The organism is Neisseria iguanae (genome assembly GCF_003013245.1).
Lineage (GTDB): Bacteria > Pseudomonadota > Gammaproteobacteria > Burkholderiales > Neisseriaceae > Neisseria > Neisseria iguanae.
Genome location: NZ_PXYY01000020.1, coordinates 1 through 24,952 on the forward strand (window position 1 = coordinate 1; position 24,952 = coordinate 24,952).

General features: G+C 50.1%; 18 protein-coding genes and 1 tRNA gene. 13 read left to right on the forward strand and 6 right to left on the reverse strand.

What is annotated here, in order from left to right; all coding sequences use genetic code 11:
• Window positions 1-518 precede the first annotated feature (518 nt).
• Complete coding sequence (locus C7N83_RS04785; RefSeq protein ID WP_106741014.1) at window positions 519-1,862, forward strand: aldehyde dehydrogenase family protein; 1,344 nt, start codon at window positions 519-521, stop codon at window positions 1,860-1,862.
• 844 nt (window positions 1,863-2,706) lie between these two features.
• Here the strand turns inward: C7N83_RS04785 and hisD are convergent.
• The 3 genes from hisD to C7N83_RS04805 form a co-directional block, all read right to left on the reverse strand.
• Window positions 2,707-3,999, reverse strand: coding sequence for a histidinol dehydrogenase (gene hisD / locus C7N83_RS04795; RefSeq protein WP_106741018.1), 1,293 nt, complete (start codon window positions 3,997-3,999; stop codon window positions 2,707-2,709).
• 89 nt (window positions 4,000-4,088) lie between these two features.
• Window positions 4,089-4,748, reverse strand: a complete 660-nt coding sequence (gene hisG / locus C7N83_RS04800) for an ATP phosphoribosyltransferase (protein ID WP_106741019.1) — start codon at window positions 4,746-4,748, stop codon at window positions 4,089-4,091.
• Window positions 4,749-4,830: 82 nt separating this feature from the next.
• Window positions 4,831-5,496: an SCO family protein gene (locus tag C7N83_RS04805; RefSeq protein WP_106741021.1), complete on the reverse strand. Its 666-nt coding sequence runs from the start codon at window positions 5,494-5,496 to the stop codon at window positions 4,831-4,833.
• A 277-nt stretch (window positions 5,497-5,773) separates the two neighbouring features.
• On the opposite strand from C7N83_RS04805, the gene C7N83_RS04810 reads away from it, so the two are divergent.
• The 12 genes from C7N83_RS04810 (at window position 5,774) to C7N83_RS04865 (ending at window position 21,378) form a co-directional block, all read left to right on the forward strand.
• Window positions 5,774-5,858, forward strand: a tRNA-Leu gene (locus C7N83_RS04810).
• A 142-nt stretch (window positions 5,859-6,000) separates the two neighbouring features.
• The gene (locus C7N83_RS04815) at window positions 6,001-7,179 is read left to right on the forward strand and encodes a family 20 glycosylhydrolase (protein WP_211296585.1); all 1,179 of its coding nucleotides are present in this window, start codon (window positions 6,001-6,003) and stop codon (window positions 7,177-7,179) included.
• 400 nt (window positions 7,180-7,579) lie between these two features.
• Complete coding sequence (gene ilvB / locus C7N83_RS04820) at window positions 7,580-9,364, forward strand: biosynthetic-type acetolactate synthase large subunit (protein WP_106741023.1); 1,785 nt, start codon at window positions 7,580-7,582, stop codon at window positions 9,362-9,364.
• Complete coding sequence (gene ilvN, locus C7N83_RS04825; RefSeq protein WP_106741025.1) at window positions 9,361-9,852, forward strand: acetolactate synthase small subunit; 492 nt, start codon at window positions 9,361-9,363, stop codon at window positions 9,850-9,852. Before ilvB ends, ilvN begins: the two co-directional genes overlap by 4 nt.
• A gap of 399 nt (window positions 9,853-10,251) precedes the next feature.
• Complete coding sequence (gene ilvC / locus C7N83_RS04830; RefSeq protein WP_106741027.1) at window positions 10,252-11,265, forward strand: ketol-acid reductoisomerase; 1,014 nt, start codon at window positions 10,252-10,254, stop codon at window positions 11,263-11,265.
• A gap of 926 nt (window positions 11,266-12,191) precedes the next feature.
• Complete coding sequence (locus C7N83_RS04835) at window positions 12,192-14,471, forward strand: NosR/NirI family protein (protein WP_211296586.1); 2,280 nt, start codon at window positions 12,192-12,194, stop codon at window positions 14,469-14,471.
• Between the two features lie 73 nt (window positions 14,472-14,544).
• Window positions 14,545-16,521, forward strand: a complete 1,977-nt coding sequence (gene nosZ, locus C7N83_RS04840; protein ID WP_106741028.1) for a TAT-dependent nitrous-oxide reductase — start codon at window positions 14,545-14,547, stop codon at window positions 16,519-16,521.
• Between the two features lie 176 nt (window positions 16,522-16,697).
• The gene (locus tag C7N83_RS04845; RefSeq protein ID WP_106741049.1) at window positions 16,698-18,023 is read left to right on the forward strand and encodes a nitrous oxide reductase family maturation protein NosD; all 1,326 of its coding nucleotides are present in this window, start codon (window positions 16,698-16,700) and stop codon (window positions 18,021-18,023) included.
• A 62-nt stretch (window positions 18,024-18,085) separates the two neighbouring features.
• The gene (locus C7N83_RS04850; protein ID WP_106741030.1) at window positions 18,086-18,976 is read left to right on the forward strand and encodes an ABC transporter ATP-binding protein; all 891 of its coding nucleotides are present in this window, start codon (window positions 18,086-18,088) and stop codon (window positions 18,974-18,976) included.
• Window positions 18,973-19,803 carry an ABC transporter permease gene (locus tag C7N83_RS04855; protein ID WP_106741032.1) on the forward strand — a complete coding sequence of 277 codons (831 nt, stop codon included), beginning with the start codon at window positions 18,973-18,975 and terminating at the stop codon, window positions 19,801-19,803. Before C7N83_RS04850 ends, C7N83_RS04855 begins: the two co-directional genes overlap by 4 nt.
• A complete protein-coding gene (locus C7N83_RS04860) occupies window positions 19,800-20,297 on the forward strand; it encodes a nitrous oxide reductase accessory protein NosL (RefSeq protein WP_106741034.1) in 498 nt (165 codons plus the stop codon). The genes C7N83_RS04855 and C7N83_RS04860 overlap by 4 nt, the downstream gene beginning before the upstream one ends.
• Before the next feature lie 73 nt (window positions 20,298-20,370).
• Window positions 20,371-21,378, forward strand: a complete 1,008-nt coding sequence (locus C7N83_RS04865; protein WP_106741035.1) for an FAD:protein FMN transferase — start codon at window positions 20,371-20,373, stop codon at window positions 21,376-21,378.
• 62 nt (window positions 21,379-21,440) lie between these two features.
• On the opposite strand, the gene C7N83_RS04870 is transcribed toward C7N83_RS04865, so the two are convergent.
• The 3 genes from C7N83_RS04870 to pgaB are packed head-to-tail and all read right to left on the reverse strand — an operon-like array spanning window position 21,441 to window position 24,946.
• The gene (locus C7N83_RS04870; protein WP_106741037.1) at window positions 21,441-21,779 is read right to left on the reverse strand and encodes a hypothetical protein; all 339 of its coding nucleotides are present in this window, start codon (window positions 21,777-21,779) and stop codon (window positions 21,441-21,443) included.
• Between the two features lie 16 nt (window positions 21,780-21,795).
• Window positions 21,796-23,013 carry a poly-beta-1,6-N-acetyl-D-glucosamine synthase gene (pgaC, locus tag C7N83_RS04875; RefSeq protein WP_106741038.1) on the reverse strand — a complete coding sequence of 406 codons (1,218 nt, stop codon included), beginning with the start codon at window positions 23,011-23,013 and terminating at the stop codon, window positions 21,796-21,798.
• A 55-nt stretch (window positions 23,014-23,068) separates the two neighbouring features.
• Window positions 23,069-24,946, reverse strand: coding sequence for a poly-beta-1,6-N-acetyl-D-glucosamine N-deacetylase PgaB (pgaB, locus tag C7N83_RS04880; RefSeq protein ID WP_106741040.1), 1,878 nt, complete (start codon window positions 24,944-24,946; stop codon window positions 23,069-23,071).
• Window positions 24,947-24,952 lie beyond the last annotated feature (6 nt).

The following is a 24,952-nucleotide window of genomic DNA, read 5'->3' on the forward strand; positions in this document are numbered from 1 at the left end:
TGTCTGAAACCTGAAATCCGTTATTCCCGCACAGGCGGGAATCTGGAACGTTGGTTTTCAGCAATTTTTTACAGGTTTCCGTCCCGACGGAACCGGATTCCCGCCTGTGCGGGAATGAGGGCATTTGGAGATTTCTGTGCCCGTTATTTAGTAAAACAGCTATAGAGGGGAAATTCACTGAATTAAAGACGAAAACCTGATGCCCCCGGGCTTGGGAAGAGGGGGTGAGATTATATTTGTCAGAAGATATTTTAGTAGCCGGGAGTAGGATTTGGGATGGAAAATCATCCCAAATGTCCAGTAGGCCCATAATGAAAATGAAGCCAATGATGTAAAGGCCGGCTGAACAACATTCAGGCGGCCTTTACATCATGGTGAATCACAATACAGGCCAAATCTGATTCAGAATCGTGAGGCCCTCTGAAAAATATTGTCCCTGTTTTATCGAGTAACAATTTCAGACGGCCTTCGCTATAATAACAGTTTATCCATAAAAACACACACCAAAGGAGCAAATCTTGTTTCACAGCATGAACGTTGCCGGCGGCGAAATACTTTACCGCCGCGATGCGCAAAGCTGGGCGGCATTCGAATTACAACTTCACCAACTACAGCAATGCCAACAACACTTTGCCGCCCTCAATGTTACCGAGCGTACTGCCTTGCTGCAAAAATTTGCCGGCCTTCTGGCCGATGAGCAAGCGCGTTTGGCGGAAATGGTATGCGAAGAAGTGGGGCGGTGTTTGCACGAATGTCAGGCTGAGCTGAAAAAATCGGTTGAGCTGATTCGCTATTATGTGCGGCTGGCACCGGAATTGCTGGCACACAAAACCATTGCCACACAAGCGAGTTTGAGCCAAGTGCGGTTCGAGCCTTTGGGCGTGGTATTGGCCGTGATGCCGTGGAATTATCCTGTGTGGCAGGTTTTGCGTTTTGCCGTACCGGCGCTGTGCGCCGGCAATGCCTGTGTGGTGAAACCTGCGCCCAGCGTGGCACGGGTAACGGCAGCTTTATTCGACATCGTCGGTGAAGATTTGCCGATTATGCCCGCGTGGCTTGATCATGATGATACGCTGAAGGCAATCGAAGCCACTGATGCGATGGCGTTCACCGGCTCAACCCGCACCGGCCGCCACCTTGCCGCCCATGCCGGTAGGCATCTCAAGAAAACCGTGTTGGAACTGGGGGGCAGCAATGCATTTATCGTCATGCCCGATGCTGATTTGGTACAAGCGGCAAAAGATGCCTGCTCTTCCCGTTTCCGCGATGCCGGCCAATCGTGTAATGCCGCCAAACGCATTATTGTTACCGAAGCAGTTGCCGATGAGTTTATTCCTTTGTTTCTTGCCGAATGTGCCCGACTTAAAAGCGGCAATCCTAAAGATGCCGATACTACGCTCGCACCTTTGCATCGAGCCGATTTACGTGACACTGTGCATGAACAGGTGCGCGATGCAGTGTCACATGGCGCGGATTGTCTGATGGGTGGCGAAATGCCTGAAGGTGCAGGCTGGTTTTATCCGGCAACGGTGCTTGATCGGGTCAATCCTTTCTGCCGCGTTTATTATGAAGAAGTGTTCGGGCCGGTAGCCATGATTTTACGCGCTGAAAACGGGGCACATGCGGTTGAGTTGGCCAATGATTCGCCTTTTGGTTTGGGCGCGGCGATTTATTCCGGAGATACCGGACAAGCATGGCAATACGCCGAAAAAATTCAGGCCGGTTCGGTGTTTATCAACCGCCATACCAGCAGCGATTTGCGCCTGCCGTTTGGCGGTGTGAAAGGGTCGGGCTATGGGCGGGAATTGTCGGAATTCGGTTTGTATGAGTTTGTGAACGTGAAAACGTATTGGCAGAAATAATCTGTTGGAAAAGGCCGTCTGAAACATGAACTTCTCCCCAAAAAGTAGGACCTCCCAGCCCACTAAACAAGGAGCAGTTTTTCATAACCAAATTCACCAACCCATTTAAAATCCAAGCTCTGACACGCCACCGACACAGCTCATCCACAGACACGGGCGTATCACGCACCCGCCAAAGCGCGGCTGCCGCCGCATTTGCGCCATCCCGAACCGCCGCATCCGTCTTTCCGAAAAAAGCCGCCAGAAAGCTGATGGGGGAAATGGGTATGCAGGCAAAAATCAGGCAGGGCAAAGACTGCCGAAAAGCGGTTGCCAGCACGGTCAGCGGCAACCCGTCCGACCGCAGCTTTGCGGCAAAAGCTGGCCGGGTTTAGCGGCACCTGTCCCCGGTATCGGATGTGTATAACGGCGCGAAACAGTCGTATACGCCCTGCCGACAACCGAACGGTAATTGGTCACGGAGATGATGGACAGGCCGGATGCCTGAACATAAACCGCTGTTTGATTCGGATCGGGGGTTGCCGTACCGTCCGAAGGCATTTCGGGCGAAGCTGCCGGCGTATGCCAGGCAAAGGCAATGGCGGAGACAGTACGCCGATGGAGGGCTTCTTTGCGGTTATTGGAGACGGGGTGCTTTTTTCTGCGGGTGTTTAAGGGTACCGATGACTTGATAGCGGATATTCATGGGGGTATCCGTTATTACAATCACGACAGGAGCAAGTTGAAATGAAAAGGACCGGGTTCTGTGGCATACGGGATTCAGTCCCCGGCGGCAGTTGAATGTAAATTTGTCTGAGATTTGGGGCGGTTCATGCTTTCAGACGGCCTTTTGTTGGTTAATCCATCAATCCTTTAAACGGAATTCCGCTGCACGCGCGTGGGCGGTCAGGCTTTCACCGTGCGCCAATACGCTGGCAATTTTGCCCAGCTTTTGTGCACCTGCTTCGGAAACCTGAATCAGGCTCGAGCGTTTTTGGAAATCGTAAGTCCCCAGAGGCGATGAGAAGCGGGCGGTGCGGCTGGTCGGTAACACATGGTTTGGCCCTGCACAATAATCACCCAGGCTTTCGCTGGTGTATTTGCCCATGAAAACCGCACCGGCATGGCGGATTTTTTTGGCCCATGTTTCGGCGTTTTCGACCGATAATTCTAAATGTTCCGGTGCGATATAGTTGGCGATGTCGCAGGCTTCGTCCAAGTCTTTGGCCAAAATCATCGCGCCACGGTTGCTTAAGCTCGCTTCAATGATTGCACGGCGCGGCATGTCTGCCATGAGTTTGTCTATCGCGGTGTTCACTTCGTCTAAATAATCTTGCGATGTGCCAATCAAAATGGCTTGGGCGATTTCGTCATGTTCGGCTTGGCTGAACAAATCCATCGCCACCCATTCGGCAGGTGTGCCGCCATCGGCAATCACCAGAATTTCAGACGGCCCGGCCACCATGTCAATGCCAACCACGCCGAATACCCGGCGTTTGGCAGCCGCGACAAAGGCATTGCCCGGGCCGGTGATTTTGTCCACCTGGGGTACGCTTTCGGTGCCGTAAGCCAATGCGGCCACAGCTTGCGCACCGCCAACGGTAAACACTTTGGTTACGCCGGCCACATAAGCGGCGGCTAACACGATGTCGTTGCGCTCGCCTTTGGGAGTCGGTACCACCATGATGATTTCTTTTACGCCGGCTACATGTGCAGGCATGGCGTTCATAATCACGCTGCTCGGATAGGCTGCTTTGCCGCCGGGAACATAAATACCCACGCGGTCGAGTGGGGTAATGTGTTGGCCGAGTAGGGTGCCGTCTTCATCGGTATAGCTCCAAGATTCCATTTTTTGGTGTTGGTGGTAGCTTGCTACGCGTTTGGCGGCAGTTTGCAAGGCCGTCCGAACTTCGGCAGGAATGCGTGCAAACGCGGTCTTCAAATCATCTTGCGTTAAGGTCAAATCGGCAATGGTTTGGGCGGATGTGCCGTCAAATTTATTGGTGTATTCAATCAATGCTGCATCGCCGCGCTTTTGCACATCGGCGCAGATGTCGGCCGCGATTTGATCGATTTTCGGATCTTGTGCGGTTTCAAAAGCCAAAAGTGCTTTCAGTTCGCTTTGGAAATTGTCGGATCGGGTGTTGAGGAATTTCATGGTTTGCCTTGATTTTAATCATAAAATAAGAAACAAAAGTATAGGTTTTCAGACGGCCTGTCCGGCCGGATTTAAAACCGCCTGAAAAATTATGTTTTTCCAACGTTCACGACGCCGGAAAAGGATTGGATAATCGGCTCAAGCAGGGCGTGTTTGGTTTTCAGTGCGGCCTTGTTGACTACCAGGCGGCTGGAAATATCAACAATGTGTTCCACGGCTTCGAGACTGTTGGCTTTGAGCGTGCCGCCGGTGGACACCAAATCGACAATCGCATCGCTCAAGCCTACCAGCGGAGCCAGCTCCATTGAGCCGTAGAGCTTGATGATGTCGACGTGTACGCCTTTAGCGGCAAAATGTTCGGCGGCGATATTGGGGTATTTGGTAGCAATGCGCAAGCGGCTGCCTGCTTGGGAAGCGCTTTCATAATCAAAGCCTTTGCGCACGGCGACCATCATGCGGCATTTGGCAATCTGCAAGTCGAGCGGTTGATATAAGCCGTCGCCGCCATGTTCGATCAAAACATCTTTACCGGCAATGCCGAAATCCGCCGCACCGTATTGCACATAAGTCGGCACATCGGTCGCACGCACGATGACCAAGCGGATGTTGTCGTGATTGGTGCCGATGATGAGTTTGCGCGATTGTTCGGGGTTTTCGGCCGGGATGATACCGGCAGCGGCCAGTAGCGGCAGGGTTTCTTCAAAAATCCGACCTTTGGAAAGGGCAATGGTTAATGCGTTGTCAGTCATTGTAGATTCTGTTCCATCTTGGGTGTGTGGATAGCGAAAAGGCCGTCTGAAAATAATACGGTGTTTTCAGACGGCATGGGTTTTATAATAAAGTGCGGATATCGGCGGCAACGGCTTCCGGCCCGGTGCCGTAAGGCGAGAAAATGGCTACTTCGCCTTCTTTATCAATTAAATAAGCACCTGAAGTGTGGTCAACCAAGTAGTTGGCATTGTCTTCTTTTTGGTTGACTTTGGCGGACACCACGCGGTATTGCTGCTTAATTACCGGCAGGGCTTGGCCTTCGGTAGCGGTAATGCCGATAAAGTCGGGGTGGAATTGTTTGGCGTATTTGCCGATGAGCGCTGGTGTGTCACGTTCTGGGTCAACGCTGGCAAACACAACTTTAACATTTTTGGCATCGTCGCCTAATTGTTTTAAAGTGTCGCTGTAAGTCAGTAATTCGGTCGGACAAACGTCGGGGCAGTGGGTGTAGCCGAATGAGAGTACCACCACGCTGCCTTTTAAATTGCTTAGTCTGAACGGTTTGCCCTCGCCATCGGTCATTTCGAAATCGCCGCCGATATCTTCTTTGCGCATATCAGTGCCATTGATTTGACCCGGTACGGTGGCTTTTTGGGCCGGAGCCGCTTTAGTGGTTTGGGTAGCAGAAGTAGGGGCTTCAGGTACGGCTTCTTGTTTGGGTTGGCACGCCGCCAGAGCGGTTAAGGCGAAAACACTGAATACGAAATTTTTGGTTGTGATGGGCATGGTGTTCTCCGATTGGTTTAAGTATTGTGTAAGACAATTATCTCGTATCTTAACGCTTTTGCCCGCTTAAATGTAGCAGTTTATCGCGAATTTTATAGAAAATTCATCAAACTTTAATATAAATGTACATTGGTCCTGTGTATAAAAGCCGAATAAATTTTGGATTTGATAAATATAATTTAATTTTTAATCAATAAATTGCCATTTAGTTGTCAAAAAAATCATCAAAAATACTTTACAAGTTTTTTATGCTGGCTATAATAACGACTTCTTCACCGCCCAGGTGGCGAAATTGGTAGACGCAGGGGACTCAAAATCCCCCGCCGCAAGGTGTGTCGGTTCGAGTCCGACCCTGGGCACCAAATTCTGTGAAACGGTCGCTTAAAGTAAAGGCGGCCGTTTTTACGTCACAAAAAACATAAATACTGATTTTATCATGTTCTTGGGAGTGGCATTCGTTTGCCAGCGGGAAGTCTGTCGGATTAACCTTCCACGGATTTTATCATGAAAAAACAATTCTCTGCTTTGCGGCTGTCTCTACAAAAATTTCTGTTATATTTGTTAATGGCCTGTTTGTTATTGGCGAATGCCGCCTGCGATAGCCCTTCTGCTCATGCCGATGAATTGCCGGGGCGAAGCAAACACAATGGTTTGATGTTGGATAACGCGCGCCGTTATTATTCGGTGGCGGTCATCAAGCAATACATTGATACGCTTGCCGAAAATGGCGGCGGTTTTCTGCACCTGCATTTTTCCGACCATGAAAACTATGGTTTGGAAAGTGTGATATTGAACCAAAAAGCAGAAACTGCAGAAGTTTCAGACGGCCTTTACCGTAATCGGCAAACAGGCAGAAACTTTTTAAGCGACGCGCAATTAAGCGAAATTGTGGCGTATGCGCATGAGAAAAAAATAGAATTGATACCGGAATTAGGCAGTCCGAACCACATGGACGGCATTTTTACGCTGCTCACACACCATCGCGGCGCAGAATATGTGCAGTCGATAAAATCGAATGTGGCGGATGACGAAATCGACATTACTAATCCGCAAAGTGTCGCTTTGGTAGAATCATTGATGTCGGAAGTAATGGCCAAATTCCCGCACAGTAAGCGCTTTCACATTGGTGCCGATGAGTTTGGTTACAGTGTGGAGAGCCATCCTGAATTTGTTGCTTATGTAAACCGGTTGGCAGATTTTCTCGCCTGTAAAGGCTGGAAAACCCAGATGTGGAATGATGGTTTAATCAAGCAAAATTTGACCGATTTAAATCCGCAAATCGAAGTGACATATTGGAGCTATGACGGCAATGCGCAAGACAAAACCGAGCGCAAGAAACGCCGTAATCTGCGCGCCAGTATGCCGGAATTGATTGAAGCCGGTTTTAAAGTGTGGAACTACAATTCCTATTATCTTTATTTTATCCTCGGCTCGGATGTCGCTTCTTCACATGACACCAATTACGCCATTCGTGATGTCGAGCAGCATTGGCATCTGGGTGTGTGGGACGATGCCAACAGTAAAAACGCTTTGCCACAATCGCAGCAACAAGTGATAGGCGGGGCGGCGTTGGCGGTGTGGGGTGAGCATTCCGATTCATTAAGCGACCAAGCCGTGTTCATCCATACGCAAAAATTATTGAAAGCCGTGTTGGCTAAGGCTAATCGCCACAATCACGATTAATTGATTAAAAAGGCCGTCTGAAGCTTAATATGGTTCAGACGGCCTTTTTAATTAACCTTTGAACGCTTATTCAACATGTAGACAATTGTGCAGGCTTATCAGCGAAGCATAGCAAATTGGCGGATATTTATTTTATAAAAATCAAACAGTAATTAAATTTAATAAAAATAATGTTAAAAAATGAAAGTTTTTTGTCTTGCCTGAAAACTCAGATTAGGTTATTGTCGAACTTCTTCATTTTCATAAACTCTGAGCCTTAATCCAATTGTCCGAACGGATTGGTTGTCGTCGTGTCCTAGCAATGTGCGTACCCTAAACCGCTACTTGATAGGCTTGCATTACAGGTGCTGTGACGAAGCTGCTGTTGCTGTTGGGTTAACGCCCTATAAAAGAGGTTCTTATGCAATTATCAGGCGCACAAATCATTGTGCAAAGTCTCAAGGCAGAAGGCGTTGAATACGTTTTCGGCTATCCGGGCGGCGCAGTTCTCGAAATCTACGATGCCATCTACCAGCTCAATAAATTCAAGCATATCCTGACCCGACACGAACAAGCAGCCGTTCATGCAGCCGATGCGTATTCGCGCACCAGCGGTAAAGTCGGTGTGGCTTTGGTGACATCCGGCCCCGGTGCGACCAATGCGGTGACCGGTATTGCGACGGCTTATTACGATTCGATTCCGATGGTCATCATCACCGGTCAGGTTGGGACTCCAGCCATCGGCAGTGATGCGTTCCAAGAAGTGGATACAGTGGGCATTACCCGTCCGTGTGTGAAACACAATTTTTTGGTGACCGATATCAACGAGCTGGCCAACACCATTAAAAAAGCTTTTCAAATCGCTGCCGGCGGCCGTCCGGGCCCTGTGGTGATTGATGTACCGAAAGACGTGACGCAGGCGATGGCAAAATTCAGCTATCCGCAGGAAGATATTTTTATCCGCTCGTATCAGCCTGTAGTGCAAGGCCATACCGGCCAGATTAAAAAAGCGGCGCAAATGTTTGCTTCTGCCAAACGTCCGATTATCTATTTCGGCGGCGGTATCGTATTGGGCAATGCCAGCCAAGAACTGATTGACTTGGTGCACGCCACCGGTGCACCTTGCGTGGGTACCTTGATGGGTTTGGGCTCAGTGCCTTCCGGCGACCGCCAGTATTTGGGCATGTTGGGTATGCACGGCACATACGAAGCCAACTTGGCTATGCAGGATGCCGATGTGGTGTTGGCGGTAGGCGTGCGATTTGACGACCGCGTGATTTCCGTGCCATCGAAGTTTTTGGAAAAACCGAAAAAAATCATCCATGTCGATGTTGATCCCTCAAGCATTGCCAAACGGGTTAAAGTCGATATTCCGATTGTGGGCGATGTGAAAAACGTACTGGCTGAAATGGTAGGACTCGTTATCAAGCAACAAGCCGTACCAAACCGGGAGCATTTGGACAAATGGTGGAAAAACATCGAATTATGGCGCAGCCGCGATTGCTTGTGGTTTGACCAAGACGAAGAAACCATCAAGCCGCAGTTCGTGGTGAAAAAATTGGCGGAAATTACTAATAATTCAGCCATCATTACATCCGATGTGGGCCAGCACCAAATGTTTGCCGCGCAATATTACCCGTTTGAGCGTCCGCGCCAATGGTTGAACTCCGGCGGCTTGGGTACGATGGGTGTCGGCCTGCCTTATGCTATGGGGGCGAAACTGGCGGCACCGGAGCAGGATGTATTCTGTATCACCGGCGAAGGTTCGATTCAGATGAACATTCAAGAATTGTCTACCTGCTTCCAGTATAAAATTCCGCTGACGGTGGTAACCTTAAATAACGGTTATCTGGGTATGGTGCGCCAATGGCAGGAACTCTATTACAGCAACCGCGAATCGGAAACCTATTTCGATTCATTGCCGGATTTTGTGAAGCTGGCCGAAGCGTACGGCCATGTCGGTATCCGTGTGACCAAGCCGTCTGAAGTGGGAGACGCCATCCGCCAAGCCTTGCAGTACAACCACGAAGGCCGTTTGGTGTTCATAGACTTCGTCACCGATAAGAAACAAAATGTGTTCCCAATGGTAGGCAACGGTAAAGGTCTCGACGAAATGGTGTTGCCTGTCCATATGCGCGAAACCAAAGCCGACAGTGACGTGAACGATGTTAACGACCGTGATTACGATACAAGGAGCGTACCATGAGACACATTTTGTCCATTCTGATGGAAAACGAATCAGGTGCGATGAGCCGTGTGGTCGGTCTGTTTTCAGCGCGTGACTACAATATCGATTCATTGTCGGTGGCTGCTACCGAAGACCGAACCTTATCGCGTATGACCATCGTGACACATGGTGATGACGGCATGCTTGAGCAGATTACCAAGCAGCTCAACAAGCTGGTCGAAGTGATTAAAGTGGTCGATTTGAACGAAAGCTGTTTTGTCGAACGCGAATTGATGTTGGTGAAAGTGCGTGCGGTCGGTAAAGATCGCGACGAATTTTTGCGGCTCAACGAGATTTACCGCGGTCATGTAATTGATGTAACTGACCGCAGCTACACCATCGAAGTCACCGGTTCAAGCGAAAAATTGGATTCTTTCTTGGAAACCGTAGGGCGCGCGCAGATTTTGGAAACCGTCCGCACAGGTGCAGCCGGTATCGGTCGCGGCGAGCGTATTTTGAAAATTTAATGCTGCTCTTTTCCAGACAGCCTGTTGGAAGAATGATTGAGGCCGTCTGAAACCACACACAAGAACAGTTGAATGTCGAATATCAAGATTGTTGCGCTTACTTACGGTAAAGTCTGAATGCTGAAAACATTGCCTGCCTAATTTACGCAGCTGGCTCAAGTCGGTCGTGTCCGAAGCAGGAAAACAACAGCGATCATTCGAATCAGGAAATTGACAATCCGAACTGCTTCGTGTTTGTCAAAAGCCGGTAATCGCAGGTGGCAGGTGAACGCAATGCCGGCGGGCAGTAAAGCCATCGAAGATAAAACCGACCATCTTGAATCGTGAGGCCCAACGGACACTCCATCTGATTTTTTTATAGTTAACCCAACAAACCCCATTCAAACAAAAGGAATTGAAATGCAAGTTTATTACGATAAAGACGCCGACCTGTCATTGATCAAAGGTAAAACCGTTGCCGTCATCGGTTACGGTTCACAAGGCCATGCCCACGCTGCCAACCTGAAAGATTCAGGTGTGAACGTGGTCATCGGTTTGCGTCAGGGCACTTCTTGGGACAAAGCCGTTAAAGCCGGCCACAATGTGAAATCTGTTGCCGATGCGACCAAAGAAGCGGACGTGGTAATGATTTTGTTGCCCGACGAAAACCAACCTGTTGTGTACAAAAACGAAATCGCGCCTAACTTGAAAGACGGTGCAGCTTTGGCTTTTGCCCATGGCTTTAACGTACATTACAACCAAATCGTGCCGCCATCAAATGTTGACGTGATTATGGTTGCACCTAAAGGTCCGGGCCATACCGTACGCAGCGAATTCCTGAAAGGTGGCGGCGTGCCTTCATTGATCGCCGTTTACCAAGACAACTCAGGTAAAGCACGCGATATCGCCTTGTCTTACGCTGCGGCTAACGGCGGCACCAAAGGCGGTGTGATTGAAACCAACTTCCGCGAAGAAACCGAAACCGACTTATTCGGTGAGCAAGCCGTATTGTGCGGCGGTGCGGTTGAGCTGGTGAAATGCGGTTTTGAAACTTTGGTTGAAGCTGGTTACGCCCCTGAAATGGCTTACTTCGAGTGCTTGCACGAATTGAAACTGATTGTGGATTTGATGTACGAAGGCGGTATTGCCAATATGAACTACTCAATTTCTAACAATGCCGAATACGGTGAATATGTGACTGGGCCTGAAGTGGTGACCTCTGCAACCAAAGAAGCAATGAAAAAAGCCTTGTACCGTATTCAATCCGGCGAATACGCGAAAATGTTCATCCAAGAAGGTGCGGCCAACTATGCTTCTATGACTGCCCGCCGCCGTTTGAATGCCGATCATCAAATTGAAAAAGTCGGCGCGCAACTGCGCAGCATGATGCCGTGGATTGCGAAAAACAAATTGGTAGATTTGGATAAAAACTAATTTTTTATGCCAATCGCAGCAGATGCCGTCTGAAATGTTCAGGCGGCGTTTTTTATGGCAAATCATTTTCAAATACATTGAATTCAAATCAAAACCCTTAGAGTTCCCATAGCAAGTGCAACAACTTTCCAAAAGAACAGGCCGGTATTCGGCAGCAGACCGCTTCCCGACAAGAAAGACTGCCATCCGCTACGCACACCTGACCCGGGAACAAAAATACGGCATTTGCCCGGAATACCGCAAGCCGTCCAAAGCAGCAGTACCCCCACCACCGTCAAGCGTGAATCGGACAGATACGGCATGAACGGCGAATACGGCGGCTTGTATGCCCGGCAACAGTATGAAGCCGGAAAGAAAAAGCAAAATGCCCGAAAATGCCCGGCGGGCTAACTGCTGCCGCCAACGATTTACTTATCCGAAGGCCCCGGGCAGGTTTGCAGCCATTTGGCAAAACACCACCCAGCCGGCCCGCACCACGAAACCGTTTGCCGCTCCTTTATGATGCGCCGGGTAATCGATTCTTGGGCCTATTCAAACCATTAATTTCTATTGTCGTACTTGGTGTGTGAATCCAAGGCCGTCTGAAAAATTATCGGTAGTATTTTCAGACGGCCTGTTTTCCATTTGATTAAAACAAACAAAAATAGATTGAAATATTATGAACTTTATTATCTGATATGGTGGGTTAATCAATCATTCCTGATTCATCACATTATTTATATCTACTTTAGTAATAAAGAATTATTGAACTAATATAAATACACTTTAAGATTTGTAAATTTGATATATATCAAATTATTAAGGATAAATGGTTCATATAATATTATTGTTTTGAGTAATCGAGTCATCGGGGATAAGGAATGTCCGGTTTGGGTATTGAGAAGGCAGAAGACCGCAGTCTGCTCAGGTGGTTGGCCGCTTTTACGATGATGCTGGCTTTGATGGCAATCAGCCTGCCGGTTCATGCGGAACGCCTGCCGGAATTTTTGAGCAAAATCCAGCCGTCTGAAATTTTTCCGACGGCAGACCGCTACGGCAAGCCTGAAGGTAAGCCGATGGTGGCGCGTGTATACAAAGGCGATGAGCAGTTGGGTGTGGTGTTTGTCACCACCGATGTCGTGAATACACGCGGTTATTCGAGCAAACCCATTGATACCATGGTGGCCTTAGCCAATGACGGCACGATTACCGGTGCCAAATTGGTGGCGCACAACGAGCCGATTATGCTCATCGGTATTCCGCAATCGCGTGTCGATAAATTTATTGATGACTATATCGGCTTGAATTTCATCACCACGCCGCCGAAACCAGGTATTGCGCCTTCCGACATTATCAGTGGTGCAACTGTAACGTTAATGGTGATTAACGACAGTATGCAGCGGTCAATCAAAGCCGTTGCGCAACAATACCAATTGGGTATGGCAGGCGCGACATCTACTGTGGCTGCTGATGGCGCTTCTGCGGTGCAAACGGTGGCGATACAAACCCGCCCGCGTCGTGCAGTTGGTATGGACAAGCAAGGTATTCAATCATGGAATGCTTTGCTGCAACAAAAAGCCGTGGCCAAGCTGCACATGACAGTGGGTGAGGCCAATAAATTATTTGAGCAAAGCGGCAAAGAAGGCGTTGTTGAACATGCTGAAAAAGGGCAGGGCGACGAGACTTTTGTCGATATGTATGTCGCGGTGGTCAGCCAACCTTCTATCGGTAAAAGTTTATTGGGCGAAGCAGGTTGGAATAATCTGCTTCGTCGTCTGAAACCGGGGCAGCAAGCAATTATGGTGGCCGGTGAAGGCCGCTATTCTTGGAAAGGTTCGGGTTATGTGCGCGGTGGCATTTTCGACCGTATCGAGATGATTCAGGGCGACAACAGTTTCCGCTTTACCGATGCGCAGCATGAACGCGTGGTAGCTTTGGCGGCAGAGGGCGCGCCGGCATTTAAAGAAGTCTCTTGGTTTACCATTCCCGAAGATGTGACATTTGACGCGGCGGAACCGTGGCGCTTGCAGTTGATGATTCAGCGCGTGTTGAGTGTGAGCGATAAGGCTTTTGTCACCGCCGATTTGGCATACGAATTGCCGCAAGGCTATTACATTGACGACCCTGACGCGGAGCCGGTCACCATCACTGCACCGATTGAAGCGCCTGCCGCCGAAGGCAGAAAACTTGCCAATCAAACGGCCGGTATTTTGGATGCGGCAACCGATGACGGCGTATCCGGCCAACTATGGAAACAGATTTGGCAGGCAAAAAAAGCGCAGATTATCGTGGTCAGCATTGCCTTAACCATTTTGCTGCTGGTGTTTTTGTTCCAAGACTGGATTGTACGCTACGAAAAATGGTATGACCGTTTCCGCATTGCTTTCTTAATTTTTACCTTGGTTTATATCGGCTGGTATGCACAAGCGCAATTGTCGGTAGTGAATACCCTGACGCTGTTTTCCGCCATTCTTACCGATTTCCACTGGGAGTTTTTCCTGATGGATCCGCTGGTGTTTATTTTGTGGTTGTTTACCGCGGCAACCATGATGCTGTGGAACCGCGGTACGTTCTGCGGTTGGTTGTGTCCGTTTGGCTCTCTGCAGGAATTGACCAACCGCTTGGCGAAAAAATTAAGCGTGAAACAAATCACTGTGCCGCATTTGCTGCATACACGCTTAAGTGCGATCAAATACGTCAGTTTCTTTGCCTTGCTGGCGATTTCGCTCTACGACTTAGGTTTGGCCGAACATTTTGCCGAAATTGAGCCGTTTAAAACTGCGGTTATTTTGAAATTCATGCGCGAATGGTGGTTTGTGTTGTTTGCCGTGGCTTTGCTGGCGGCGGGTTTGTTTATCGAACGCTTTTTCTGCCGCTATTTATGCCCGCTGGGCGCAGCGATTGCGATTCCGGCACGCTTCCGCATTTTCGACTGGCTGCGCCGCTATAAAATGTGTGGTAATCCGTGTCAGATTTGCACGCATGAATGCCCGGTCCAAGCGATTGCCCCCGAAGGCGATATCCACCCGAACGAGTGCATCCAATGTCTGCACTGCCAAGTAATGTATCACCACGAAACACGTTGTCCCCAAGTAGTAGCGACCAACAAGAAAAAACAACGTCAGGCAGCGGCCAAATCAGAAAAGGAAACCGAGCAAACGGCAAAAGTGTCCGAACATGTGGTGCATTTTGTCAAACCGGCTGCAAAAATCACAGTTGAAAAGTAACAAGCAGTTTTCCCTTATCCTATGGTAGGCCGTCTGAAAAGAGGAATACCGAATTTCATCCAAGGAGAGTTTTATGTCAGACGAAAAATTAGAACAAAACGGTTTAAGCCGACGTTCATTTTTAGGCACTGCCGCAGCTTCCGGTGCCGGGATTGCCGGTGCGGGTTTGTTGGGTTTGGCCGGTTGCTCCCATGCCGAAGGCGATAAAGGTACAGCTTCCGGTGCGGCAGGTTCCGCACCGGCGGCCAAAGCCGGCGCGCACGGCAGCGAAAGCGGCCATTCTGTTCACGTGGGTCCGGGCGAGCTGGATCAATACTACGGCTTCCTGTCCGGCGGCCAATCCGGTGAAATGCGTTTGGTGGGCCTGCCTTCTATGCGCGAACTGATGCGTATTCCGGTATTCAATATGGACAGTGCCACCGGTTGGGGCCGTACCAACGAGAGTCTGCGTATTTTGAACGAAAAAAATACTGCTGAAACTGACGCGTTCCTGAAAGCCAGCGGTTTGCGCTGCTTCCCAAACGGTGATTTGCACCACCCTCACTTGTCGTTTACCGACCAAACCTACGACGGCCGCTACGCCTATGCCAACGACAAAGCAAACAACCGTGTTTGCCGCGTGAATTTGGAAATCATGAAAGCCGACAAAATCGTTGAGATTCCGAATGCTTCCGGTATCCACGGTTTGCGTCCGCAACGCTATCCGAAAACCGGCTATGTATTTGCCAATGGTGAGCACATCGTACCGGTAGATGGTGTCGGTAATCTGAACGACCCGAAAACCTGGAATGCAATCTACACTGCCATTGACGGTGAAACCATGGAAATCGCATGGCAGGTACTGGTTGACGGTAACTTGGACAACGGTGATGCCGACTACCAAGGCAAATATTCGTTCGCCACTTGCTACAACTCCGAGCGTGGTTTGACTGTACAAGCTGCTTCTGCCAACGAGCAAGACTGGGTAGTGGTGTTTAACTTGGCCGCGATTGAAGAAGGCATTAAAAACGGCGACTTTAAAGAAGTGAACGGTGTGAAAATGGTTGACGGCCGCGCCGAAGCCAACTCGAAATATACCCGCTACATTCCGGTGCCAAACTCGCCACACGGCTGTAACGCCTCGCCTGACGGAAAATACATCATGCTCAACGGCAAACTGTCTCCAACTGTAACCGTGTTGGATGTCAGCAAAATGGACGATTTGTTTGCCGGTAAAATCCAACCTCGCGATACCGTTGTTGCCGAGCCGCAATTGGGCTTGGGTCCGTTGCATACCGCATTTGACGGCCGCGGCAATGCCTACACCACCCTGTTTATCGACAGCCAAATGGTGAAATGGAATATTGAAGATGCGATTAAAGCCTTTGCCGGCGAGAAAATCGATCCAATTAAACAAAAAATCGACGTCCACTACCAACCGGGCCATAACCACACCACCATGGGTGAAACCAAAGAAGCCGACGGCCAATGGTTGGTGTCTTTAAACAAATTCTCGAAAGACCGCTTCTTGAATGCCGGTCCGCTGAAACCTGAATGTGACCAATTGATCGACATTTCAGGTGACGAGATGAAACTGGTTCACGACAACCCGACCTTTGCCGAACCGCACGATTTCTGTTTGGTAGCCGCTTCTAAAGTGAATCCGGGTAAAACGTGGGATCGCACCAGACATGCCTGGTGGTGGAAAGATGCCGCCGACATGGCTGCCAAAGACGGCGTTGAATTGGAAAAAGCTGCCAAAGTGGTGCGCGAAGGTAATAAAGTACGCGTGTACATGACTGCTGTCGCACCGGCATTCAGTGTGCCGCAATTTGAAGTGAACCAAGGTGACGAAGTGACCGTGGTGGTGACCAACGTCGAAACCATCGAAGACCTGACCCACGGCTTCACTTTGGAAGGCTACGGCATTGCAATGGAGATCGGACCGCAACAAACCAGCTCGATTACCTTTACCGCCCACCGTCCGGGCGTGCATTGGTACTACTGCCAATGGTTCTGCCACGCATTGCACATGGAAATGTCCGGCCAAATGATTGTGAAACCCAAATAACCGAATCCCGATGTAAACAAGCAGGCCGTCTGAAACGGTAATCCCTTTTCAGACGGCCTTTATTACAAAGCCATTTGAAAACCAGGCAGTTGGTTTTGTTATAATATCCAACTTGTCAGGCCGACAGGCCGTCTGAAAATAAGAGAAACCACATGCACGCTCTATTTCATGTCAAAATGCTGCAATACGTTGTTTGTGCGCTGTTCGCGGCAACTGGGTTTCAGACGGCCTTTGCTGCCGTTATTGCCGTTTCACCCACGGATAATCTCAATCAAATCATTACCCAAGCCCAAGCAGGAGACACGCTCAAGCTCGCTTCGGGGGTGTACCAAACCAAAATCATCATCGACAAACCCTTAATCTTGGAAGGCCCTGCCGACCGTTCCGCCACCATTAAAGGCGATCGTCAAGGCCGCACGGTTAGCGTCACTGCGCCTGATGTCGTTATCCGCAATCTCACCGTCAGCGGTTCAGGCATGAGTTTGCCGGATATGGATGCAGGGATTTATCTGGAAGAAACCGCCGCCAACGCCTTGGTAGAAAAAAACGATATTTTGGATAATTCCGTCGGCGTGTATTTGCACGGCCCCAAAGATGCGATGGTGCGTGAGAACAAAATTGTCGGTAATGCCGCATTGCGGGTGAACGAGCGCGGTAACGGTGTGACTGTGTGGAACGCCCCTGGTTCGCAAGTGGTGGGTAACGACATTTCCCAAGGTCGTGACGGTATTTTTTCCAACGCCAGTACCTTCAATATCTACAAAGGCAACCGCTTTCACAATGTGCGTTTTGCCGTGCATTATATGTACACCAACGACAGTGAAGTCATCGACAATATTTCCATCGGCAACAACATCGCCTATGCCATGATGTTTTCCGACCGCATAAAGGTACGCGGTAACATTGCCGTCATGAGCCGCGATCAAGGCATTATGCTCAATTACGTCAACCGGTCGGAAGTGCAGGATAATGTGATTTACCATGCCGGCAAATGCCTGTTCGCCTACAACGCCAACAACAACCGGATTTTCGGCAACCACTTCGAGCAATGCAAAACCGGTATTCATTTCACCGCCGCCATCGAAGGCACGAAATTGACCGACAATTCGTTTATCAACAACGAAAGCCAAGTCAAATACGTCAGCACGTGTTTCTTAGATTGGTCGGAAGACGGGCGCGGCAATTATTGGAGCGACAACAGCACGTTCGACCTTGACGGCGACGGTATTGGTGACAACGCATACCGCCCCAACGGCATTACCGACCAAATCATCTGGCGCGCACCGGTGGCGCGGCTGTTGATCAACAGTCCGGCGGTTAGCATTGTGAAATGGGCGCAGAGCCAGTTCCCCGCGATTATGCCCGGCGGCGTCATGGACAGTAAACCGCTGATGAAACCGTATCAAAATCCGACCATGCCGTTTTATCTGGCAAACAAAGCGGCCATGCTGGAAACTGCCAAGCAAACCAAATCGGCATGGGCGGCTCAGGCAAACGAATAAACAGCTTTTCAGACGGCCTGTTCCATACAGAGGCCGTCTGAAACACATAACAAGGAAACACCATGAGCAATCATGTTGAATTGAGAAACGTTACCAAACAATTTGGCGGGCAGCGCGCGGTCGATAATGTCGATTTGGTTCTGAAAGCAGGTGAGAGCGTGGGCTTGGCCGGACACAACGGCGCGGGCAAATCCACGCTGATGAAGCTGATTCTCGGCCTGATTACCCCGACGCAAGGCGAGGTGGTGTTGCTGGGTGAGAAAACCGGCAGCAAAGCCGGTGCGGCGGTGCGCAGCCAAATCGGTTATTTGCCGGAAACTGTCGCACTGTATCCGTCGATGACCGGTTTGGAAACTTTGGCTTTTTACGCCAAACTGAAAAAGCAGCCATTAAACAAAAACCAAGATTTACTCGAGCGTGTCGGCATTTCCCAAGCGGCCAAGCGCCGTGTCGGCACTTATTCTAAGGGTATGCGCCAGCGTTTGGCTTTGGCGCAGGCTTTGTTGGGCGAGCCGAAAGTCTTGCTGTTTGACGAGCCTACTACCGGTCTTGATCCGGCTTCACGGCAGATGTTTTACGAAGTGGTGCGCGAATTAAACGGAAAAGGCGCGACGGTACTGCTCGGCACCCACGCTTTGGCTGAACTTGACGGCCATGCCGACCGCGTGGTGGTGATGAAAAATGGTGTCAAAGTCGCCGATGGCAGTATGGACGAATTGCATGTGCAAAGCGGATTGCCGCTTACGGTGAATGTGCGTTTGAAATACAGCAAACCCTTATCGGCACGCTGGCACTCCTCAGACGGCCTCAATTTTTACGCGCAATGCCTGGCAGGTGAACGCATGGCGTTACTGGCCGAATTGGGCGGTTTGAATGACTTGGCCTATCTCGATATCCATACGCCGACGCTCGATGAAATGTATGCGCAATTTTTGAAAAGAGAAGATGTATGACCCCGATTTTGATTATCACCGGCAAAGAAGTGCGTGACAGCCTGCGCAATCGCTGGGTGTTGGCGGCGGCTTTGTTGCTGGCGGCATTGGCTTTGTCGCTCGGTTTTTTGGGTAGCGCGCCGACCGGTTCGGTTAAGGTTGACCCGCTCACGGTGACGGTGGTCAGCCTGTCGAGCCTATCGATTTTCCTGATTCCGCTGATTGCCATGCTGCTGGCCTACGATGCCTTGATTGGCGAAATCGAGCGCGGTACGATGGGTTTGCTGTTGAGTTATCCGATTTCGCGCAACCGGATTTTGGCGGGTAAATTTCTTGGTCATTTGATTATTCTGACCTTGGCCACCACCGCCGGTTACGGCTTGGCCGGTATCGCGCTGCAACTGGCTGGCGGCGGCATCAATATCGCCGCATGGAAACCGTTTGCCGGCCTGATTGGTGCCAGTGTGATTTTGGGCGCGGCGTTTTTGGCCTTAGGTTATTTAATCAGCGCAAAAGTGAAAGAACGCGGCACGGCAGCCGGCATTGCCATCGGCGTGTGGCTGTTTTTCGTGGTGATTTTCGACATGGCACTGCTGGGCGTATTGGTGGCCGATACGCAGAAAACGCTCACCACGCCGATGGTAGAAAGCATTCTATTGCTCAACCCCACCGATATTTACCGCCTGCTCAATCTCACCGGCTATGAAAACACCGCCCTGTATTCGGGCATGGCCGGCCTTACCGAACAAATCAGCCTGACATTGCCGGTGTTGGTTGCCGCGCAGGTTTTATGGGTCATCATTCCGCTGCTGCTGGCAGCTTGGATTTTTGGAAAGCGACAAATATGAAGACATTTGCCTTGAAGGCGTGCGCCACTTTGCTGCTCGCTGCTTGTGGTGCCAAAGAAAACACCGTGCCGCCGCCCGCACCGGCGCCGATTAACGCGCAATCGACCGGCCATTACTGCACCATGAACCTGATGGAACATGACGGTCCTAAAGCGCAGCTTTATCTCAACGGCAAACCTGATAAGCCGGTGTGGTTCTCGACCGTCCGCCAGATGTTCGGCTACATCAAACTGCCGGAAGAGCCTAAAGGCATTCATGTGATGTATGTGACCGATATGGGGGAAGTGACCGACTGGGCGAAACCGAATGCCGACGAAGCCTGGATTGATGCCAAAAAAGCATGGTATGTCATCGACAGCGGCTTTATCGGCGGCATGGGTTCGGAAGATGCGCTGCCGTTTGCGGATAAAGCCAAGGCCGAACAGTTTGTAAAAGAGAAGGGTGGCAAAGTCGTAGGTTTTGATGAGATGCCCGAAGAATATATTTTTAAGTAAACATGATGGGAATTGGCCGTCTGAACAGCATTCCCGTTTTCATACGGCCTTTATTTTCTATTTCAGAGAAACAATGAATATCCCTTTAAGCCGCCGCCGTTTTTTGGCGATGAGTGCGGTTGTCGCCGGTGGTGCGGCTTTGCCGTTTGTGCTCAGCCTTCAAGCAGAGAAAAACAATGCTGGCGAAGCCGGGCCGTTTGTTTGGCAGGGCATTGCCTTAGGCTCGGGTGCGCAGTTGCGCCTGTATCATGTCGATCGCCGTCAAGCTGATGAGTTGGTGAACAAAGCCTTGGCGGAAGTGACGCGTTTGGAAAAGATTTTCAGCTTATACCGTGACGACAGTGTGATTGTGCAGCTTAACCGTGAAGGTCGTTTGAACAACCCGCCGCAGGATTTGTTGGCTTTGTTGAGCATCAGCCAAGACATTTACCGGCTCACCAAAGGCGCATTCGACCCGAGTATTCAACCGTTGTGGAATTTTTATGCTGATTATTTCAGACGGCATCCCAATACTGATACGCCGCCTTCGCAGGTTGAAATGAATCAGGTATTGCAGCAGGTCGGTTTTGATAAAGTAGAATTTGACGATACGTTTGTCCGCTTTCACGGGCAGGGTATGGGCTTGTCGTTTAACGGAATTGCCCAAGGCTACATCACCGATAAAGTGGTGGGATTATTGCAGAAAAACGGCGTAGAACAAGCCTTGGTCGATATGGGTGAAATCCGCGGTTTGGATATGCGCGGTGGCCGCACATGGCAGGTCGGTATACGCAATCCGCAAGATGAAAAAGACGTATTGCTGAATGTGCCGCTGCAAAACGAAGGCTTTGCCACTTCCAGCGGCTACGGCACGGTCATGGACGAAGCAGGCAAGTTTACCCATTTGTTCGATCCGCGTTCGGGTGTGAGCACGCCACGTTACGGCAGCATGAGCGTAATGGCCGAAACTGCTGCGCTGGCCGATGCCTGTTCAACCGCGTTTTCGGTGATGCCGGAGGATGAAATCCGCCATGCAGCCCAGGTCAAACGGGCAAAAGTGTGGCTGGTGATGCCGGATAATCAAATAAAGGTGATTGTATAAAAAACACAGGCCGTCTGAAAAAGGATAGATATTCCTTTTCAGACGGCCTGTTTTTTATACAATCAAACGTGATGGTTTTCAGACGGCCCGAACACATCTTCAAAGTTGTCTTCTTTACGTTGGCGATCCATACAGTATTTCACCAAAATGCTCCATGCCTGCAAAATCACCAGTTGCGACAACACAATCACCAAGGCGGTGCGGAAAATGTCCCATAATGTCCAACTGCCGACCAGCGGCTGCATAAACAGCGCGTGGTGGTCGTCAATCACCAAATATGCGGTCAATGCCCATAAGCCCCAAATCACCAAAAAAGCCAATATGCTTTTGGTGGTGATGCTGGCCGAGCGGCGCTTGGCTTTGCGGATAATCATCTGCTCACGTAAATTTGCATTATACATTTGTTTTTCCTTTAGGTTATTGAATACCGCGATCGGGGCTGCCCCAAGTCGCCTGGCGTGATTTGTCGCGAAAAATTGCTTTCGGAAAGCCGTGGATCAAGGTAATGCTGTTGAGCACCCAAAAAGCGTAGGGATACCAAATACAGCTGATAAAATAGCGGAACAAACTCCCCTCGTAGCGGCTGTCGATATAGAGACTAATCGACAATTGCAGCAAAAAGGCCATAAATGTCGCCAAGCTGCCGACTTTGAACAAAGTTAAATCAGCATTGCCCACCACTATTTCGGCAATTCCGAGAATGGAAAAGACAAGCAGCAAATACGCCCAAATCAAAGTCACAAAATATTCAAAATAAAGCGGCCACAGACGGATGTTTTTTGCTTTCCAGATTTCGCCGCTGTATTTCAAAATTACTTCCGCACCGCCTTGAGCCCAACGCAAACGTTGTTTGTAGAGGCCGCGCAGGGTTTCCGGCATTAAAACCCAGCATAAGGCGCGAGGTTCATAAATAATTTCATGGCCGGAGGTTTGGGTTTTCCAGCTGATGTCGATGTCGTCGGTAATCATGTTTTCGCTCCAGCCGCCGATTTGCCGCCACACGTCTTTGCGGATGCACATAATCACACCGGACACGGTAAACAGCGTGCCTGCCATGCTTTGCGAGCGTTTGATTAAGCCGATAATCGAGCTGAATTCCGCTACTTGCAATTTGCCCAATAAGGTGCTGCGGTTGCGCACGCGGGGATTGCCGGTAACGGCGCCCACTTCCGGATTGTATTCCAGCGTATCGACGATGTATTCCAGCGCGCCATAATCCAAAATCGCATCGCCGTCAATGCCGACTATGTATTTGCCACGGGCATGTTTCGCGCCGTTGTTCATCGCCGATGCTTTGCCGCCATTTTTTTGATCAACCACTTTGATGCGTTCGCAAACATTGCCCCAGCGTTGCAGGATTTTCAGCGTATCGTCTTTGCTGCCGTCGTTGATGAACACCAATTCGTAATTGGGATAAGTCAGCCGAAGCAGGTGGGGAATCGATTCGTCTAAATTATCGGCTTCGTTGTAGCACGGAATCAACACGCTGACCATCGGTGCATCTTGTCCAAAAGCCGGTTTGTCGCCGTTTCGTTCCCATAGCAGGAAATAGAGAATGCCCGATATGCTCCAGTAAATGGCCATAATGCCCGGATAGATCATGACAAAAACTGCGAGATATTCGTACCAGTCCATAACTATCTTTTTTGGGTGTAAAGGGTTCGGACGGCGTGAGGGCCGTCTGAAAGGATTATTTGATACCGAATACCGGTTTTATGGTTTTCAAATCAGGTTGGTTGCGGGTGAAATCATCGCTGAAGGCCGCACCTTTGAAGCGCGCTTTGCGAATTTGCATGATGCGTGCTGCCAAGTCTTCCGAGCTCATCAGTTGCCTGCCTGTGTATGCGCGGTTGGGAATGTTGAACACGATTTTGTCGTGCGGCAGGTCGGTGCCGCGCAAGCTGTCCAATAATTTGCCCAGCCATGTTTCAGAGACTTCGCCGCGCCATTCGGTGGTCAGCGAATAAGGGGCGGCATGAATTACGGTGTGGTTGTAGTGTCGGGTGAATTTTGCCAGATTTTGCCCGAGCCGAACCGGTTTTTCAGACGGCATGGCGGCTTCCGCCCAAATGCCGCGTGCGGTCTTCATTTCGTTGATGCCGTTGAAGCTGTATTGCAAGGCGGCTTTTTTCAGCATGTCGGAATAGGCGATCAATGCGTCGGTTTTGGCATCGTTATTTTTATTGGTGGCTTCAAATTCGGTGATGAAACCGTCGTTACCGAATGCCAAGCCTTTGAAACGGCTGTTGAAGGCCAAATCTTCGTAAATCTCTTTGACGGCTTGGCGGTTTTTTGCGTTGTAAGGCGACAAACGTTTTACCGCATGCACACTCGGACGGCCTGTGCGCGAATCGGTCAGGTATTCGTAGCCGTCGCCTAAATCAAATGCCAGCATAGGCATCCATGCTTTTACTTCTACGCCTGAGCGGCCGTTGAGCTGCCATGATACTTGGCTGAATAAATCGGCTTTCAGCTTCAGATGGCGGTTGGGAAAATACGCGCTGTCTGCTGCGCCATCGCCGTTTTCGTCCGATACGGCTTGCAGGTACACGGTTTTGGTTCCCAATGAACGCATGCGCTCAATCAGTTTGTCGTAGTTTTGCTTTTGCTTGACGGGGTCGGCATTGTATAAATCGTCTAACTTCACATACACGGCGCGCTCGTTGGGTAACACGAAATATTTGTCTTCCAAATACGATTTCAGATGGCTGAGCGAGGTTTCTTGGTCAACCAAAGAGCGGCCGATGCTTTGCTCGCCGATTTTGCTGAGTTTTTCATCCTTCAAGGTCATGTCGTCGTGGAAACCCAATTCGCGGGCAATCTCAACAGCGGTTTCGGTAAATTGGCCGTATGGCCAAACCAAAACGTCAGGCGCGATGCCGGTGCGCTGCTGGATAATGTCGCGCGATTTTTTCAAATCGTTGCGGATGCGCGCGCGGTATTCGGACGGCGTTTCATAGCTTTTGTTGCGGTAGTTGCCGGGGAAGACGGCAGCAAATTGCGAGCCGCCCGGATTGCCGGTTTGGCCGTGGTGCATGTCGTGGGTGTGCGACGCTATTTCAATCAAGCCGCTTTTCTGCATTTCGCGCACTTGTTCCCAGGTGATGAAAGCCGAGCGCGGCAGTTTGATGCCGCCGTAATTGATGTGCCCGTCGGCAGGTATTTCCAGCCATGAAGTCACCAAGCCGTACACTGCCGGATAGTTGTAAGCCTGCAAAACGGGATAAATGGTGGTATAGAAGCTGACATAGCCGTCATCAAAGGTCAGTAAGACCGGTTTGGCCGGTAATTGGATTTTGCCGGCACGGGCATCTTTAATCTGCTGCCAACTTACCGGTGTGTAGCCGTTGTCATGCATCCAGTTGAAATGCGTCATCAAACGTTCGACGGTGATGGTTTGAGGAAAGTAGGTGCGGCGCACGTTTTGCGGCATATTGGCGGAAAACGACGGTTTGCTTTGGTCGATAACGTCGTGATAACAAATCACACCGTATTTCACATCAACTGCAGACCATGCGGAAGGCAGGGCAAGGACGCATAAAAGCGGGAATAAAAAGCGTTGTTTCATGTCGGT

What these genes read in the sequence shown, in the direction of transcription:
- hisD (WP_106741018.1), bottom strand. Translation starts at nt 3,999, where the DNA reads ATGAAATTCCTCAACACCCGATCCGACAATTTCCAAAGCGAACTGAAA.
- hisG (WP_106741019.1), bottom strand. Translation starts at nt 4,748, where the DNA reads ATGACTGACAACGCATTAACCATTGCCCTTTCCAAAGGTCGGATTTTT.
- C7N83_RS04805 (WP_106741021.1), bottom strand. Translation starts at nt 5,496, where the DNA reads ATGCCCATCACAACCAAAAATTTCGTATTCAGTGTTTTCGCCTTAACC.
- C7N83_RS04815 (WP_211296585.1), top strand. Translation starts at nt 6,001, where the DNA reads ATGAAAAAACAATTCTCTGCTTTGCGGCTGTCTCTACAAAAATTTCTG.
- ilvB (WP_106741023.1), top strand. Translation starts at nt 7,580, where the DNA reads ATGCAATTATCAGGCGCACAAATCATTGTGCAAAGTCTCAAGGCAGAA.
- ilvN (WP_106741025.1), top strand. Translation starts at nt 9,361, where the DNA reads ATGAGACACATTTTGTCCATTCTGATGGAAAACGAATCAGGTGCGATG.
- ilvC (WP_106741027.1), top strand. Translation starts at nt 10,252, where the DNA reads ATGCAAGTTTATTACGATAAAGACGCCGACCTGTCATTGATCAAAGGT.
- C7N83_RS04835 (WP_211296586.1), top strand. Translation starts at nt 12,192, where the DNA reads ATGATGCTGGCTTTGATGGCAATCAGCCTGCCGGTTCATGCGGAACGC.
- nosZ (WP_106741028.1), top strand. Translation starts at nt 14,545, where the DNA reads ATGTCAGACGAAAAATTAGAACAAAACGGTTTAAGCCGACGTTCATTT.
- C7N83_RS04845 (WP_106741049.1), top strand. Translation starts at nt 16,698, where the DNA reads ATGCTGCAATACGTTGTTTGTGCGCTGTTCGCGGCAACTGGGTTTCAG.
- C7N83_RS04850 (WP_106741030.1), top strand. Translation starts at nt 18,086, where the DNA reads ATGAGCAATCATGTTGAATTGAGAAACGTTACCAAACAATTTGGCGGG.
- C7N83_RS04855 (WP_106741032.1), top strand. Translation starts at nt 18,973, where the DNA reads ATGACCCCGATTTTGATTATCACCGGCAAAGAAGTGCGTGACAGCCTG.
- C7N83_RS04860 (WP_106741034.1), top strand. Translation starts at nt 19,800, where the DNA reads ATGAAGACATTTGCCTTGAAGGCGTGCGCCACTTTGCTGCTCGCTGCT.
- C7N83_RS04865 (WP_106741035.1), top strand. Translation starts at nt 20,371, where the DNA reads ATGAATATCCCTTTAAGCCGCCGCCGTTTTTTGGCGATGAGTGCGGTT.
- C7N83_RS04870 (WP_106741037.1), bottom strand. Translation starts at nt 21,779, where the DNA reads ATGTATAATGCAAATTTACGTGAGCAGATGATTATCCGCAAAGCCAAG.
- pgaC (WP_106741038.1), bottom strand. Translation starts at nt 23,013, where the DNA reads ATGGACTGGTACGAATATCTCGCAGTTTTTGTCATGATCTATCCGGGC.
- pgaB (WP_106741040.1), bottom strand. Translation starts at nt 24,946, where the DNA reads ATGAAACAACGCTTTTTATTCCCGCTTTTATGCGTCCTTGCCCTGCCT.